The following is a 16,513-nucleotide window of genomic DNA, read 5'->3' on the forward strand; positions in this document are numbered from 1 at the left end:
TTTATGGATTAATTTTATGACCCACACTTACTGAGCCATGCAGCACATTTTCGGCTACGCCCGCGTTTCTGCCACCGACCAGAACCTCGATACCCAGTTGGACGACCTGACTCGTGCCGGGTGCTCACGCATCTTTCAAGAGAAGGTTTCTGGTACCCGCACTCGTAGCCTAGCGCTCGATGAACTATTGGACGTGGTACGCGAAGGCGATGTGGTGATAGTGAATCGGCTGGCACGGCTGGGGCGCAATACAGTGCACACGATTCAGCTTGTAGAAGAATTCAACCGATGCGGTGTGCATTTTCGGGCGCTCGACTTAGGCATCGACTCACGCACTCCAGCAGGCAAGATGATTATTGGCGTGTTCTCGTCCTTCAATCAGAACGAGCGCGAGAATAACCGTGAGAAGAGCTTAGCGGGCATTAACCTGGCTAAGCAACAAGGTAAGCACCTGGGTCGGCCAGCCGGACGTGATGCCGAAAAGCTATCTAAAGTGGCTAAGGCATTAGAAAAACAACTGTCGGTAGCCGAAATTGTATCGCTCACCGGTATCAGCCGCGCAAGTGTGAAGCGCTATCGGCAGGAGCTTTCAAACGGAAGTCTCTTTAGATGATAGGAAAGAGAGATGACTTATGTCATTTGCGCCCGCGTCAGTACCATGAATAAGGGGCCAGACCAATAAGAACCGACTCCGCGAACTACGAGCTTTTGCTCAGTGGTTGGACTATGCTGTATATAAGGAGTACTGGGACCAGGAAAGCGGAGAGTCAGCGGAGCGGCCACAGTTCCAACAACTATTCACAGAGGCCTACCAGCTTCGTATTGATGTGGTGCTGTTCTGGAGCCTGGACCGTTTTAGTCGCGAAGGGATAACTGAGACACTTAATCATTGGCAACGGCTCACGGCAATTGGGGTGCAGTTCGAGTCGTTCACGGAACAATATCTTGATAGCACTGGGGTGTTTCGGGATGCAATTATTGGTTTCCTGGTTGCTATTGCCAAACAAGAGCGGGTGCGTTTTTGGAGCGTATCAAGGCGGGCCAAGCTCGGAGTAGTAAGACACCTGGTCGCCCGGTAACAGCGGATGATGTCATTGTTGAACTGCGACGGTTGCGGGGCGAAGGACTGAGCTTTAAGAAGATTCGGCTGGCCACGGGAGTACCAGTAGCGACGATGCACAAGTACTCAGTCGCCGATTATATTACGGCGTTGGAGTGGACACATTATTTGTATTAAAATATGATTACCCTCTTTGCATTGTTCTTTAGATAACAGATTTTGCCCCTGTTTATTAAGTAGATTTTCAACCTTGTTTTATTGATTTAGAATTGATGAGGTGGGGTTTTAACAACATTTAAATTATTAATTGTTAAAGTGTTGAAATAACATTTGGAATAAGGTTGCGTGCGTTTATCTTGCCTAAAGCATAGGGTTTTTCAGACGCGGGCCAGTATTGGCAGTCCCGAATTCCTGTTGTCAGTCAAATATCACTAATCATCTACGCACCGTGATTTTTACTCCTGATTTACTCTGTTCGGAATGGTCGCAAAAAGGCAGTGGGGGAAACGCCAAGCGCCATCGGACCACCCCAAACTGTGCGGCTACGGGAAGCAAGAAGTGTTCTGACGTTGTCAAAACCCCGTTCGGCTATTGCCTCACTCTTCTCGCCTCTGCCGGGGGCTCTAACCTTCTAACTTCTAGTTGGTCATGACACCTCAAAACGATGCTCCCGAAGAGTCTAAAAACAAGCGTGGACCTGGACGCCCAAAGCAGGACATCCACTACGCTTCGTTCACCATCACTATGCCGGCCGCCGACTTTGACCGGCTGAACGAGCAGGTAGCCGACACCGGCCGTAAGCGGTCTGAAATACTGCGCATGGCCTGGAATGACAAGCCTATCACCTTACGGCACGAGCCAGCTTTGGACGAGCATTACAACCAGTTGGTGAAGCTGGGCACGAACCTAAATCAGTTGATGAGTTTAGCACATTTAGGGCTTGCCCCGCCAGCTCAGGTGCAGCACATTTTGGCACAGGTGGACCAGAAGATGGCGGAAATTAACGGGCGTGGGAACGGATGACAGCGAAGACCAAAACCGGTAAGACCTTTCCCGGCCTCGTCAAATACGCCATGCAGGAGTGCAAGGAAGCGCGGGTGCTGGGGGCGGAAGGGGTGCGTTCGGACAGTGTTGCGCACATGGCCGCCGACTTCGATTTCCAGCGCGACAAGCGGCCGCGGCTGGGTAACGCCGTGCTGCACGTGGCCATCTCATTGCCGAAGGAAGAAGCGGCTGGCAAAACGCAGGAGCAGATTGGCGAAATGCTCCGGCAGTCGGCGGAGGTCTGGCGCAAGGAAATGAAAATCGAGAATACGCAATGGGCGCTAATACAGCATTTCGACCGCGACCATTCCCATGCCCACCTCATCATCAATCGGGTTGATAACAATGGTCAGACGATTTCCGACAAGTTCATTGGCAAGCGTAGCCGGGAAGCTGCTCAGGAAGTAGAGCGTCAGCTGGGGCTGATATCAGCAGAGCAGCGCGGGCGGGACCACGCGAAGCAGGCTGGGCCAACACCGAGCCAGCAGAAGGCCCGCACGCCCCGAGAGGTGCGGCAGGCCGACTGGCACCGGACGCGGCATGAAGTAGCGAATGCACTGGCTCCCCAACAGGGAAAAACGGGCTCCTTTGACGACCTGCAAACCAAGGTGGTTTGGGATGGTATCGTGGTAAAGCCGCTGCAACACAAAAAGGGGGACGGACTGGTCGTCTATGGGGTAGTCTTTTCCAAAAATGGCTTTGATTTTAAGGGTAGCGAGGTCGGAAAGGAATTCAGTGCCAGCAACTGGCAAAAATCTTTTGAGGAAAACTGTACCCAATTGTCAGTGCATAAAGATGCTGCTCAGCAGCTTGTCGATGCCTTCACTGTCGGGGCGTTGGGGCAGCTGTTTGCCGATGGAGCAAAGCAAGCGCAGGAAAAACAGCAGAGGAGCGCACCAATACAACCTGCTGTACAAGTGACGCAGGCTCCCGTGCTACCCCAAAAGGGCTTTGAATTCAGCTTATAGCTATCCTTTTATTCTCTACTTGTATGGACCCTACCGAAGTATTCTCGAAAATAACCTACCTCAAAGAAGGTATGGAAAAGCTGCTGGCTCAAGGGCCTGTCATAAGCAGCGAAGACCTTAAAACCCTGTTAGCAGCTGCTGAGGGCAAAACTAATCCAGTAATAAATCTGGATGCCGAACGCTTCGCAATGGCTGTAATCCCGGAGCTTGTCGCCAAGATGCCGGTTTTTAATGCAGCTTCTGTGGCGCGGCAATTGGGGCCAGTCCTAACTGCCGGATTGCCTACCCCTGATACGTTGCGTGCGGCAGGCGTTGAAGCTGCTGATAAAATGAATCAAGAGTTTACACGACTGGACCGACGGACCTCATCACTTATGACACAAATGGAAGAGAGAATGCTGGAAATGGAGAAGCGAGTAGAAGAAGCAGTAGACCGTTTGCCTAGTACGGTGGGCTTAGATGCTTTTTACGACCCAAAAGTCTTTTTACTCTTTTTACTGCTACCGATTCTCTGCGTCTTTGGCATCATGGTTCACTCATTAACGACGCGAGTGTCCAAGGAGCAATTCGAGCATTTGCAAGAACGGAGTACCCTATTGAAAAAGCAAAATGACCTAATGACCGATGCAGGCGCCTTTTACTTCGCGCAGATAAAAGAATATAAACGGAAGTTTCCGAAGGCTGCTGGCTACTTCCGCGACTATCGTCCCGCGCCGGTTGCGCAACCGGTTAGGTCTGTAGCACATTAAACGGCTGGTCCAGTAGCCGGGTGACGGAAGCGGACTGGACGCACGAATGGCTCGCTTTCCAGTGAGCCATTCGTGTTTACCGGAAGGTGCTTGCCAAAAAGCAATTTGCATGCTTCGCACGAGCCTAGTTCCATTACTTAAATCCCAAGGCTCTCAAAAGCTTGGTCCAGTAACTTTCCGCAGGCGTATTCAATGATGGAAAGCCAGTGTTCACAATAGGGTTAGCTTCCAATGCTGAGTCAGCTTCATAATCAGCCTTTAACACTGTCTCAACTCCACTAAAATGCTTTTTCTTGGCTAACCGGTCCCTGCTTCTGCCAGCAGCGACTTCTTCAGGCGACCATCGCCCGGCCCATTTGATTTTCCCGCGTTTCACCCAATAGTGAGATTTGCACGGAAAGCTCCAGTTACCAATTGATGGAGAAAGCGAAATTGATTCTCCATCGTAGGTCAACTTCCAATCAGTAGGGGTCAGCGGAGTTATAACTCGGTTGCCGCAGCCACAGCAGCAAAGATGTGCTGCTGTGGCGAACGGTATTGACACGTAGAGGACCCCTGCTGCTAAATCCGTAGGCAAAAACTCTACGAACTCATGGTGGAGGACGGTGTTCTTCATACGGAATGGTCTTCGTTTTGAAGAATGTTCCCGTCCAGGGTGTACGTGCTGTGGAGTTCGGCTTCTAAGTCTAGGTAGAATCCAGCAAGCTTCTTCCACTTAATCACAGCCAAGGCCGCGTTGAGGGCATTCAAATCCGCGATTTGAATATTCTGCTGGTATTCATTACCTGCGTCCTCATCACCAAAGGAAATGCGCTTCTTGTCATGCACATGGCCGCGCTGCTGTGGAGTGCTAGCTGTTACCCTGACAATGCCACCTAGCGAGTTGTGCTTCTCATGTAGGTAGATGCCCATTCCCACATCAATGAAAGGAATGGATAACTCTTCCAGCTTCGCAATCAAAACTTGTTTCACACTGCCACGGTCAAGACAGAGAAAGACAAAGTCCATGCCTTGCAAACCTTCCAAATTTGTTGCGTCAAGGTACCCGTCATGCGGGATGATATGACGATGCATATTGGAATACAAGCTTGCAAAATAATCGACCTTTTGAGGTTTGGTCCGAAGCTCATCTGCGGTTGGGGCACCAGGTGACCGAAAGGCATTATGCTGCGAAAACACATCCCCATCGAAAAGGTGGATTTGCTTAACCGGCGTTTTTGCGATTAGGTCCAATACGTAAGTCCCAGTGCCGCCTAACCCGATAATGGCGACATTCCCATAAGCGAGTTTCTCGGTGACGGCTGAGATACGCGCTCTGGTAGAAGCTGTGTCCGTGTAGCGAAAGACCGATTCATCCTCCGTTGGCTCTATCACTGGGAATGATATAGCTGTAACAGAAGCGTCGAGTGCCTGTGCTGGGCTTGAGATAAGCGCAACATAGGTTGTGACTTTCTCATAGTAGTCAGTATACCCTGCTCGCGGCTTACTCGAAAATGAGTGCTGCATGATGAGCCCATTACCCAAATCCATATGATTGGATTGGTGCTCTATCTTACTCATTTTCGTGCCGTCCTTGTGGCATGGGTGTTCGCCAGCAAAATAAGCCACGTGGGTAGCCGGTTTCATGGTTACTTCCCCTGCCAGGGATAAAGCTGATGCCAGCGTTCCATACGCAATGGCCTTGCTAGCCGTAACATATGGAACGCCTTTGACCAGCAGATATCCGCCTTTCACTTCTACATCATAGCCCTCGTTGCGAAGGCGCTGTAGGTCGGGGCTACGATTTATCGGTTGCTGAGACATTGAATATCATTCCGTCTTTAACCTTGACCGTACCACCCTCTACCAGGCTGCCTTCTGGCTTGTTGCCGTGCCCTTTCCGGAAAGTCAGCGTGTAGCTGACATTGGGTCCACTCGGCAGCGCTGCCAGAGCTACAATTTCGCGAAAAGACATTTCATCTTTCGCAACTACGTGGGGAGTGGCATTTACAAAAATGGTAACGTCCTTTTTGGGGTCGTTGCCAGGATTGCCGTTACCCGAGCTTCCGCCTTCAGGGTTGCCGCCTGGGTTGTTATTGCCCGAGTTACCAGAGCCGTTTCCAGGATTGCCGTTTCCTGAGCCGGAGTTTCCATTGCTGGACCCACTTCCGTTATTCGGCCCGTTGCTGTTGCCTTGGCCCGAGTTTGGAGAGCCGATTGAAGCGTTGCTGTTGGACGTATTCTTGTCTGCTGGCTCTTTCTCGGAGCCACCGTGTGCTTTTTCCATTGTGTTGGAGGTGTGAAAACGTTTCTGCCTACCAGATTACGGTGAGTAGACATCGTGCCGGGCCTCGCAACAGGGCAAAGTCTTGTTCTGTAACTGGGTTCAGTTACCTTTGCGCCCTTACTTAAAAAAGAAGAAATTGGGCCGGGGGACTACTCCCGGTAGATGTAAGCACGGGTCCAAGCGTTTTTACTTTTTCTTCTATAACAGTCGCTACGGCCAGTAGCGACTGTTTTTGTTTCTAGTCGGCAGCGGTTGGTTAAAGGGTGATTACTTGTATTAAGGGCCCGCAGGCGTTAAGCAGCTTAGTGAGCGGCAGATGTTGGCAACGACAACCACTGTTCAGTGCCTCGGCTTGCCGAGGGTACTAGGTTGGCCGAATTGTACATAGCTTGGATGGTTTCCACTTCATCTGGGGTCATTTTATCCCCTGCAAGTAGATAAGCTATTAGCTGGGCGGTCCGGTCACGGATATCTGCACGCGCATTGATTGTTCTGTTGGGGTTCATAATGAAGTTTACCCAATGCTTGTCAGCCATCGACCAGTGCAGCTTGTTCGCACGAACTAGTAGTTCATTTAAGCCCAAACCAGTCATTGCCTGCGCAGCAATTAAGCCGCTCACGAATGCAATTTGACCGGCAGGCTTGAAGAGCAAGGAATACGCATGTTCGTCCTTGCGCATCTCCACAATCTTGCTGTGGTCACCCGAAAGCGCGGTAGCATAAGGCAGGAATTCGCCTAGCACCGCCCACCAAAAACTTAAGAGCAAGTCAGTGGCACCATCCAAATCAACATCGGAGGGCCGATTAACCATATGCTTCTCGTCGAAGTTCTTGTACTCCGGGCTCTGCCCAAGAATGATTTTCGACATTTCATACAGCGCGCTCAATGTTGTGAGTTGCTTACTGCGAGGAGCAAGTGTGTTGCTTTTCCAATTAACGAGTGCTTCTTCTCCTGGCTTCGCGTAGAAAGGCGCTTCGTTATCGTATATGAGCCTTCTGGAGGCAATGGCATATCCATCATCCTCACTGGTTAAAATGTTATCTCCCCGGCTAGTTTGCTTAGCGTAACGATTGACCTTGTTGAAGATGCGTCGCGTTTTAAGGTCCGTTTCATGTTTGATGAAAATCACACTGATTTCATCACTGGCCACGCTGTCAGCGTCCAAACCGACAGTTTCACCTCGGTGAACGCTGTCCAAGGCATACCAGCGGTGTTGACCATCTAGAACAATAAGCTGCCCTCCATCAATAGTCAAAAAACCAATATCCTCCGCCTGCGACTTGTAAGCATGAGGCAAACTGATTTTGAAAGTCGACAAGCTTTCAAAATGGGGCTCCCCTTTGTAAATGAGCACGATTAAGGCACCGAAAAACCTATCGGCATTTTGGGCGATGTACGGCGCAATTTCTGTTTTTACGCGCTTCATGTCCGCATCGCGCTGCATACGCTCCTCGGCAGGCAATTCCTCCCACCACTTCTGGTCGGCTCCAGCTGGTCGAACGCCCTGAAGCAATTCACGCACAAGCATCTTTGACAGATAATAGTCGGTACTACCCATTTTGCCTGCCAAGGCTGGAATTACAAGGGCCATTATCTTTACTTTTGAGTGTGTTTTTGAAAAACAAGCATCATGTTGTAGAATATTTGAATGCTGTTTGCTAAAACAAAGCTGAGCATTAATACCTGTTTTCGCAAACAGAGTTGTTGTTTTTTGATTAAAAAGTCTATTCACAGGCTTAACCTGCTGATGTAGAGCACAAAAAAATGCCTCCCAGTATCCCTCGTTCATAGAGGGTAATGGGAGACACTATGAAGTGAAAGCTCTACATGAGCTTTGCAGTGGGCTTCGCCATATGTAAGGACTCAGACGCTAGACAAGTCCTCGGCAGCATCCTCTACGGACACAACCTCATGGTCCAATGCTGAAACGGGCCCCCGGCGAAGAGTGATTTCGTGTTTAGAGAACTCCGGGTCCATGTAGAAAAGCTGCTCACGCAAGCGCTGACGTAGATGAATGGCAGGAAGGAGACAGTAGGTTTCAAACTCTTCCTCAGTTACAACAGATAGGTCTGGGAAGAGAAGCTTCAGGAAGCCAGCCGAAAGTTTGAGAATGGCCCTAACATCACGGAAATCCTTGGAATCAATCAAGTGCTGACGTTCTTCCACATACTTATCGTATTCAATGCGAAAACGCATTGCGTGGAAGATTTCGCCGAGATAGTCTGCCTTCAAACCAACGCCTTTGGAAAGAGCATCGACACCCATGCGGGGCAAGTGCCAGCCAGGCAACAAACCGTGAATACGGTCAAGCAGGGCAGTCTCTTGTAGTATCGTCGGTAAATCACTAAACAGATGCTTAGAATTTACTGGCATCTTATCGCGGCCAATCTGTACGTTCGCAATGAATACTGCACCAGCATCTGCCGACACAGTAAATTTGCCTTTAGAGTACTTCCCTTGCTCTAAATAGCCTTTAAGCTTAGCCACAGTTTCATCTGGGCTGCTGAATGAAAGGGACTGTGCTTCATCAAATACTACAATATCAAACTGGGTGAATAACCCAGGTACTTTCGTGTTCTCGTTGTAAAAAAGAACTGCGGGAGACACCGCACCTCCTTCAATCAAGCGCGAATAGCGAGAGAATTGTCCGAACAAAAACGATTTGCCGGTGCCTTTGGGAGCCAGCTCAAACAGGTTTACCCGACGTTGGACAAAGGGGATTAAGCGCGTGAGCAGCGCCGAGCGCGTCGTATCTGTTGTGTATCCTCCTTTTCCTTCCGCATTATATCCCAAGGAGTTGATAAGCAGCTGAGTCCATTCCTCTAGGCTGAACAGTTGACGCTTTTCAACATATTCATCAACATCAATCTTGGATGCCTGCAATGGCTTGAATTCGCTGAGCCATACTTCGCCTCCTTTATCTGTAGGCCGGCGGTATTGGTAGATGGCCAAACCCCACATTCCGCCCTTTAATAGGCGTGGATAGCGAGTTAGCAAGTGCTCTTCGACCAGGACTTTTTGATTGCCCAGGCTCCCCGACTCTAGAAAGGTTTGGTCTTTAGTCAGGTCTACCCGAGGACTGACGTATTCCAGTACCGAAACGTTGTCCCCATTCCGCAGACGCTGTTTGAGGTCCTCAACGTCGTCTTTACTCGGCATAAACTTGCGTACGAACGCAATCACCTGCTGCTTGACATCCTCATCCCATTCGCCTCCCTTTAGTTGACGGTCGATGAGCCACTCCCCCACGAATACAGGAATGCTTTGCTCGTTGAGGCCGGAACCACTGTATAAGCTTTTGTCGATGCAGGCTGACTCGAACGCGTCAGTTACTTTTTGGCGAAGCGTGTCATTCATGCGCTATATAGAATCAAAGTCGAAATCATCCAATTCGTTAGCCTGTTGGATGGGTACTGAGAATGTTACTTGTGCCGTATAGCTCTCACCCTGAATCATATATTCCAGGGAGGCATTCAAATTGACATAGCCACTCTGAGGGCGTAGAGACGACGGCAATTTTAGGTTGATTTTCAGGGTTGTACTGCCGTTAGAATCTAGTTTACTAGGGAGGGCAAATTGAATTTTGGGGTCTTGAGCAATAGATATACCTCGGAGCTCGATGGCAAAAGCATTCGGGTTCTGAATCCGTAGCTGTACATCTTTAAGCGTTTTACCGAGTTCTAATTCCTTAGTCCCGAAATAGCTCATCAGGAGGTCGTTTACTACCAAATCACTTGCTTCAGCTATCAGCACCGGTACGATGGTTTCTTCAGGCGTCAACCCGCCATGACGATATCCGGAATCATTGCTGCCAAAGTAACGGTAGCCACGGGCTGCTACCCAATCATCCTGATTGTGGGTCATTTCCTTGGTTAGGTGGTAGGTCTCTTTTGTATCAAGTTGCTCTTCAGCTAGTTTGCCGACCAGCTTGATACAGCGTTCATGCGGCTCAGCAGTGGCCTCCTTTATCTTTCTGTTACTGATGCCAGACTCATTGCGCAAACAGCGGGTAGCACCGTGGTCGGTAGAGATAAGGAGGCGTGTTCTTCGGTCAGGAGTTTGACGCATTGCCGCTGCCAGTAGCCCAATACGCTTGTCAAGTTCGTGACCAATGTGTTCGGCCCGCGTTCCTTCTATTTCTCTGTCTTCTTGGTGCTGGTATAAATCAAGTTCCCGCCAATGCAGGCAGCATAGGTCAGCTTCAGCTCCAAGGGTATCCGCAAAGTCGCGTCGGTGATTCGAAAATACCACCTTATGGTCAGGGTATGCTTGTATTAACGCCTCTTTGCGCTTAATCGGAATAAAGGAAGATGCATTAGGCCGGAGGCCGTTGAGCAGCGCGGGTATGCCTATGGCAGTTATGGTTGGTAGGGTCGTTAACGCATAGTCTACCTTGATTTTGTTCAGGCCATGCTTTTTCAGGGCAGCAGTCAAAAGCGAGGTATAAGCATCCGGAAGCCCATCGATAATGAGCCATATTAGACGGCTATCGGTAGGGGAAAGCAGGTGCTGGACGCGTTGGCGAACATTGCTGCTTGTTAGAATGCGCTCATCGTCGATGAGCGTTGCATAGTGGGCAAATAGCCAATCGCCATACAGATTGGCGTATTCTTCAACTTGGTCAAGTGCCTCAGCCGTGGGCTGTTTCACCTGGTCAAGCCAGAACTTGTATGGAATAAAGCTGGTGGTTGCCCATTCTTGCCAAGTACGCAGTTGTTGGGGCAGAGCTAGTAGTGAGAGGTCAGCCGCAGTTGGAGGTGCGAGCAACTCAGGTGTGACGAGAGCCCGAAGCTGTCCGTGCAGGTAGGTTTCGTTTGATAAAATTTCCGCGTAGCGAGCCTCTATAGTCTGCAATATTGCCGCATCTAGCCTGGTTCCAACAGAAAGCATGGCCCGCAATTCGCCAACGTAGCGTCCGGTCAGCACATCCAAAAGTGGCGTGCCTTCCTTCAACGCTGCACTGACTAACTGAATGACTTTCTGTTCCGATTTAGGGTCAACTTCTGTAACCTTAAATGGTCGAATGGACCAACTAAGCAGCTTGAGTTGTTGTAAGTCAGAAAGGGTGACCTGGTAAGTCTTTTTAAACACTAAGGCATTTTCGTGCTCCCAGTCTGAAGCTAATTCAGGCCGGCCACCCATGTAAATGCCTTCTGCCAATATTTTGGCAAAGGCAGCGTCGGCTGCTTTCAGGGGTTCCAGCGCAAGCGGCAACGAATCCAAACGTTGATTCCACAGTCTGCGAAGGTAATCCTTGTTCAAAGCGGGCGGTTTCTGCGCTACAAAACGCGCCAGTGCATAAACCGTAGCAGGTTCGGTACTGACGATAAAATGAAATACTTCACCGAAGAAGTGCTTAGCAATACCTGACACAGTGGGTTCTACCTCAGTGCCCAGAAGCAACCCAAGCTCCTGTACATCCTTATCAGTGAGGTCTACAGGCAACGTCACACCAGGCCATCGGTCTCGAAGCTTAGCTAATGGTGAAATAGGTACGGCCAGCGTCGTTGGTAAGTCATCAAACCATTGAGTCCAAGGTTCAAGACGAACGACTACATCGCGGCTAGCTTGGTCAGGTCTGCGCATAAATGCAAGCAGAAGCTGTCGGGCAGCTACGTAACTAGCATTATCCGTCACTTCTAAAGCGTCAGAGACTGGTTGGAGACCAAATGGGTCTAAATAGATTCTCATTGTACCTGCGCTACAGGTGCTAATTCACTCAACAGGTCGTTGAGCAGCTTGCGGCGCTGGCCAGGATTCAAGTCCTTCTTTTCGCAGAATTCGCGAACAAAGGCGCTCAATTCATCTCGGGCCTCGGCCAGTTTGCGGTCTTCTGGAAATGTCCATGCTTGAATAGTGGCAACGGCTTGATTCCAGCTGCTTACAAACGCCTTCTGTTGGCCCTTGTCCCAGATGTGATGGTCCGAGGGTAATTGGAGGTGAAGGGATACTTCCTCAACCAGTTTTCCCAGGTCGGATTTAGCTCTCACGGCGTGCAGCATTAACCGAGCTAGGGAGTCAGTGAGTAGCGTAGCATCGGCCTCTGCCTTGACAGTGTAAGCCTCTTGACGCCGTAGGTCTTCGTAAAGGGTGCTTTTGTAATCTGCTTCGTGCTTGTGTTTCCCTTTTTTGTCTAGCGCAGATACTACTTCAAGCAAAGGGCGACTGTAGTTGTCGATGCTTGCCTTTAAGCTATCAATCTTGGCGAGCAGCCTAGGCAAGTCTTCTGCGCTTAAGTCCTTCAACACGGGCAGACCCCATCGTTGAGGGAGTGTTTGGGTTAGCAAAATGTACAGGCTTTCGCCTGATGACAGCTGATTAATCAGTAGCGCATCATCAGAAGTTTTGTTAGCCCAATCAGCTTCCCGAGTACGGACCGGCAGATTAGCATACCACTGATTAAAAATGCCTTCGCGGAGCGCTTGAACGGTATGGACTTCTTTTAGACCAAACAACTTTCCTATTCCTGCAAAGAAATCCACCTCTGCTATCGGTGGCTGCCAGGCATTGATGAGAACGTAGCAGCGCTGGTACTCGGCAGCCACCGCTGCAATGTGAGTATCAGTCCACTCCTTCCATTTTGTTGGAAGGGACCTTAACAAGTTATTTTTCTCTATCCAGCGCCGCGGAATGTTATCGAGATAGAGAGTAGTTGTTGGCGCGGTAGAGTCAATATTCTCCAATAACCACTTTGCTGCGGGGTCTGCGAAGGGGTGCGTCTGTTTGAGTTGACCTAATTCAGTCCACCAGTCCTTGAAAAGGTTAGCGAAGGCGATTTCCGTGGGGCACTCGCTGGGAGGAACTTCAAAAACTTCGCGCGCTATGTATTGGAGCACCTTCATAGGGTCGAGGGTAAAGTCCTCGACGGTTTTCTTGTAACCCTGAAATTCTTTGACGTATTCCGACTGACAGAGGTAGAGGTTACCTTCCCAGGTGTGCAACGGCTTCGCTGTCAGTTCAGAAGTGTAAGAAGAAAGAATGTCCTTGCCTACTGGTCCGTTCTGAATAAGCCTAATCCAATTAGCTATATATGGGTCGGAATAGGTAGCCATCCGCTGGGCTGTCGTTAAACCAGCAAACCATTCTTTGGTAATCGACTGGATATCATCCTTGCCAACGTTCTCTTTTCCAAAAACTGTTTTGGCCAGTGTTTCTAAGGTTTCTTGCCGAAACAGCTTATCCGCATCAACTGGAAATTGCTTGACCTCCCGCAGCTTCTTGAGCAGCTTCGGGCGGTTCGCAGGGTCGTCTTCGAAAGCTTCCTGTGAAGTAACCCCCAGCAGGCTGTTAGGCAGTGTCTCCAAGAACAGCATTCGGGCCTCTGGCTCGGGAATGCTTTGAGGTAGGGCAGCAATCGTTTCGAAAAATTCCTGTATCTCCCCGCCCTTGCGGGCAATGAGTGCTTTTTGCAAGGATGTCAGTGGAGCTACAACACCTTGGAATTGACGAGCAACTTCTGCAAACGAGGTTGCGGAGTTTTTGCCGAACAAATCACGCAGCTCGCGAAGGTATCCTTCCTCCTTCGGTGACATATCTACCCGCCGAATGCGGTAATCAGCCGGCTTCTTGAATATGTCTTTAAAGAGTTCGGTGTCCTTTTCCTTAACCAGAGCTCCTTTGTAGATGGTTATTTGAAGAGAATGGAGCCGGTCATAACAGCCAAAAAAGAACTTAATGAGGTGTTCCGAAAGGCCATAAGGTGCTTGCAACAGTGGGCTAAATAACTCCTGCCCTGAAACACCGCTTTCTTTTCCCTTAAGCACTTTATCGAAATGCTTGAAAATGGCCGCTTCTGGTGTCCCCGTATCTGGTGACTTAATCTCTCCGAACTGAATCCCTTTGTCCCGTGGAGCAATTTTGGATAGGGAGAGTTTATAGAAAAAATTTTCTACTACACGGTCGGACGCAGCGTGTCCAGGAGTCTGAAGAGGAATGCGACCCGGTGGGCTGGCATAAATGCTGGCAAAAGCCAAATCGCGCTCGGACGCCTTCTGAGTACGCTTTACGAACCATAGCGCTTCGTCCTTGATGGATGGTACTTGTGAAAACCGCTCCTCTATTTTCTGCTCAAACCAGGCATTGAATCCACGAGCATTAGAGAAAACTTGTGGCGTCGATTCCGTTGCGCACTGCCACACCCACTTGCTGGGCTCAAACATACTTTTCACAAGGCCTCGTAACTCTCCTTCAACCAAGCGCAGTTGGTCGTTCACTTTATCTTTTCGAGCTGGAGTACTGGCAATCTCATCACGGTCCAGAGCAGCCCGCAAAGCCAAGTACTTTAAAGTTTTTTTCTGTGGCTCACTAAACAGGAAGGGGTCCTGAGGAAGAGCATAAAACACGTAGGGCTGAGCAGCTTTATTCGCAGTGACTGCTTGTGCCAAGTGGTCCTGCGCTACAGGAGTCTCACTCACGAAGTGAAACACATAGCCCGTTGCTAACCAGTTTTCGTTCTTGCCAGCGTAAAAGTCGGCTAGCCTTTCTAGCTTTTCTTTTGGGTCTGAAGCATTGCAGATAGGCACTACTTCGTACCGTCGTAGTGCTCCAAAACGGTCGTTCTGTTCTGCAGAAATTAGCGGTGAGCGAGTATCTAGTTCGTTCCAGACCTCTAGGCATTTATTTAGCTTTAAACCAGCCAATTTTACCTCTTCCTCTTTCAGCACACTGTCAACCGAAAGTGTGCCGGCGGATGGGAAGTCGTAGGTGTTATTGGAACGGTTATGTTCCAGCCATCCCTTGTCGGCTAAGCTATATAAGAGTGAATCAAACTCGGCAGTACGCGAAGCTGGCCAATTTTGAGCCCATAGCAATAGGTCTCGTCGAGGAGCCAAGCGGCTATCCCGTACCACTTTTAACATGAGCACGTTGCGGAAAAGGCGCTCCGCATCAATTTCCCCAGTTACGTTGGCTAAGGCTGTTTTGTAGTCGTCGAGCGAGTTGCGGATTTGGCCAAATTTGGCATCCATTAGGTTGGTCTCGAAAAAATCGAGTAGCCGGTCCGGCGTGAACAGCGTTGGCCGACCATGGCTGTCCGTAAGCTGTTGGGTCGTTAGAAAATGTTGCAGTCCTCCAACCTCTAGCTGACTAGGACTGAGAAAATTGAACATTGTACGCGTATTCTGAGCGTACTCGTTCGAGAACTTCGGAAGAAGCCTGGCAGTCAGGGGATGAAGTGGGAATAGGTTCTCAACCACGTTATGGCTTATCCATTCGGTGCTTTGCTTGCCATATAGCTTCTGCTTGCTTACCAAGTCGGTTGCCTCGCTTAAATACTCCTCGGTGTGGAGTAGCTTTTCCAGCTGGGGCTTGGTATGCGCCGCACGAATGAATACCGTGCCCATGATTTCAGTTGAATCGGTAATTTCAACGTCATCGGCGGACCCGTCTAGGGTGTCTTTCGTCGCACCTAGGAGGTGTGCGTCAAACCGACCTACAATCTTGGTGATGTCTTGCTTCTTGTCTTCCTGTAGAGAAGATGGGTTTTGGTGCGTTGCCGCCAGAAACAGAATGTTAGCTCCGCTGCCTCCTGCGCGCTTAACTCGTTGCACGAAGTCCTGTACCGCCAAGCCTGAGCCCTCAGGTGAATTTATCATTCGGTTCAGCATATCGCCGAACTCATCGTAGAGTACTACAATACCACGGTAGCCCTGTGCCGTGATATTTTTAGCAGTTTCCGAGTAGACCGAGTACACATCTGCGACATCAGACTCATCAAACGAGGTAGTTACAATCTCGCGGAAATAGGCCTTGAACGTCCGGTAGGTGGGCGCGTCCAAATCCCTAAGAAGACCAATGAATTCTTCTGTCTTGATGCCACTTAGCTTTTTGCCGAACTGCTCATAAGCAGATGGATTGGCTGTTTTCCAACCTTCCAGCACTTCGGCCGCCCGTTGGTACATGGTTGGTGGGCGGAAGCTTAGTTCCTGCTTGTCGAGGGCGGTAATCAAACCTTGCAGCAGAGCATGTCGGAAATCGACTTCTCCATAGTTTGGAATGACAACCAGAAATTTGCCCCCAATCTGAGCTAGCGACTCAAGCTGTGCAGTTAGACCGTCCTTAATTTGGGCTTCCTTGTCCGCGACCTTTTGCTGAAAGGTGGCCATGACCTCCGGCCGGTTGTTGGCAAGAATATGAGCCAGCATGAGCAGCAGATAAGACTTGCCCGTGCCATACGACGCCTGAATAAGGTGAACCTTATGGTCAGTACCTGGTGCAACCGTACCTAATATGGCTTTCATCACACGCCGTGAGCTCCGATTGGGCAAATAGCCTTCAATCTTCTGGTCGGGGGCAGCGAGGTTGTAGCAAAAATCATTTGATAAGTCAATCTCAGCAGAAAAGGCTGTTGAGAGTTGAATCAAGCTGCTCAGCGTACTCATAGTATCATGCAAAAGAATGATTATCGACTAAATCGAGGGTGTGCTG

Annotated in this window: 12 protein-coding genes; 5 read left to right on the forward strand and 7 right to left on the reverse strand. The window is 49.8% G+C overall.

Annotation, left to right across the window (positions count from 1 at the left end; genetic code table 11):
* Nucleotides 1-37 precede the first annotated feature (37 nt).
* The 5 genes from EAH73_RS15795 (at nt 38) to EAH73_RS15815 (ending at nt 3,821) form a co-directional block, all read left to right on the forward strand.
* Complete coding sequence (locus tag EAH73_RS15795; RefSeq protein WP_140468232.1) at nt 38-613, forward strand: recombinase family protein; 576 nt, start codon at nt 38-40, stop codon at nt 611-613.
* Nucleotides 614-662: 49 nt separating this feature from the next.
* Entirely contained in the window at nt 663-1,079 is a 417-nt protein-coding gene (locus EAH73_RS15800) for a recombinase family protein (RefSeq protein WP_140468234.1), read from the forward strand.
* A gap of 629 nt (nt 1,080-1,708) precedes the next feature.
* A complete protein-coding gene (locus EAH73_RS15805; RefSeq protein WP_140468236.1) occupies nt 1,709-2,083 on the forward strand; it encodes a plasmid mobilization protein in 375 nt (124 codons plus the stop codon).
* A complete protein-coding gene (locus EAH73_RS15810) occupies nt 2,080-3,072 on the forward strand; it encodes a relaxase/mobilization nuclease domain-containing protein (RefSeq protein WP_140468238.1) in 993 nt (330 codons plus the stop codon). The genes EAH73_RS15805 and EAH73_RS15810 overlap by 4 nt, the downstream gene beginning before the upstream one ends.
* 23 nt (nt 3,073-3,095) lie before the next feature.
* Nucleotides 3,096-3,821 carry a hypothetical protein gene (locus EAH73_RS15815; RefSeq protein WP_140468240.1) on the forward strand — a complete coding sequence of 242 codons (726 nt, stop codon included), beginning with the start codon at nt 3,096-3,098 and terminating at the stop codon, nt 3,819-3,821.
* 133 nt (nt 3,822-3,954) lie between these two features.
* Here the strand turns inward: EAH73_RS15815 and EAH73_RS15820 are convergent, their stop codons facing one another.
* The 7 genes from EAH73_RS15820 to EAH73_RS15850 form a co-directional block, all read right to left on the reverse strand.
* Complete coding sequence (locus tag EAH73_RS15820) at nt 3,955-4,437, reverse strand: DUF6527 family protein (RefSeq protein WP_140468242.1); 483 nt, start codon at nt 4,435-4,437, stop codon at nt 3,955-3,957.
* On the reverse strand, nt 4,434-5,624 hold the full coding sequence (locus EAH73_RS15825) for a ThiF family adenylyltransferase (protein ID WP_140468244.1): 1,191 nt from the start codon (nt 5,622-5,624) through the stop codon (nt 4,434-4,436). Before EAH73_RS15825 ends, EAH73_RS15820 begins: the two co-directional genes overlap by 4 nt.
* Nucleotides 5,599-6,087: a multiubiquitin domain-containing protein gene (locus EAH73_RS15830; RefSeq protein WP_140468246.1), complete on the reverse strand. Its 489-nt coding sequence runs from the start codon at nt 6,085-6,087 to the stop codon at nt 5,599-5,601. The genes EAH73_RS15825 and EAH73_RS15830 overlap by 26 nt, the downstream gene beginning before the upstream one ends.
* A gap of 302 nt (nt 6,088-6,389) precedes the next feature.
* Nucleotides 6,390-7,877 carry a DGQHR domain-containing protein gene (locus EAH73_RS15835; RefSeq protein ID WP_140468248.1) on the reverse strand — a complete coding sequence of 496 codons (1,488 nt, stop codon included), beginning with the start codon at nt 7,875-7,877 and terminating at the stop codon, nt 6,390-6,392.
* A gap of 74 nt (nt 7,878-7,951) precedes the next feature.
* Nucleotides 7,952-9,445, reverse strand: a complete 1,494-nt coding sequence (brxL, locus tag EAH73_RS15840; RefSeq protein WP_140468250.1) for a BREX system Lon protease-like protein BrxL — start codon at nt 9,443-9,445, stop codon at nt 7,952-7,954.
* Nucleotides 9,446-9,448: 3 nt separating this feature from the next.
* The gene (locus EAH73_RS15845; protein WP_140468252.1) at nt 9,449-11,674 is read right to left on the reverse strand and encodes a hypothetical protein; all 2,226 of its coding nucleotides are present in this window, start codon (nt 11,672-11,674) and stop codon (nt 9,449-9,451) included.
* A gap of 101 nt (nt 11,675-11,775) precedes the next feature.
* Nucleotides 11,776-16,467 carry a hypothetical protein gene (locus EAH73_RS15850; protein ID WP_140468254.1) on the reverse strand — a complete coding sequence of 1,564 codons (4,692 nt, stop codon included), beginning with the start codon at nt 16,465-16,467 and terminating at the stop codon, nt 11,776-11,778.
* Between the last annotated feature and the right edge of the window lie 46 nt (nt 16,468-16,513).

Origin of the sequence: Hymenobacter nivis, from assembly GCF_006439025.1 — a bacterium.
In the GTDB taxonomy this organism is placed as follows: domain Bacteria; phylum Bacteroidota; class Bacteroidia; order Cytophagales; family Hymenobacteraceae; genus Hymenobacter; species Hymenobacter nivis_A.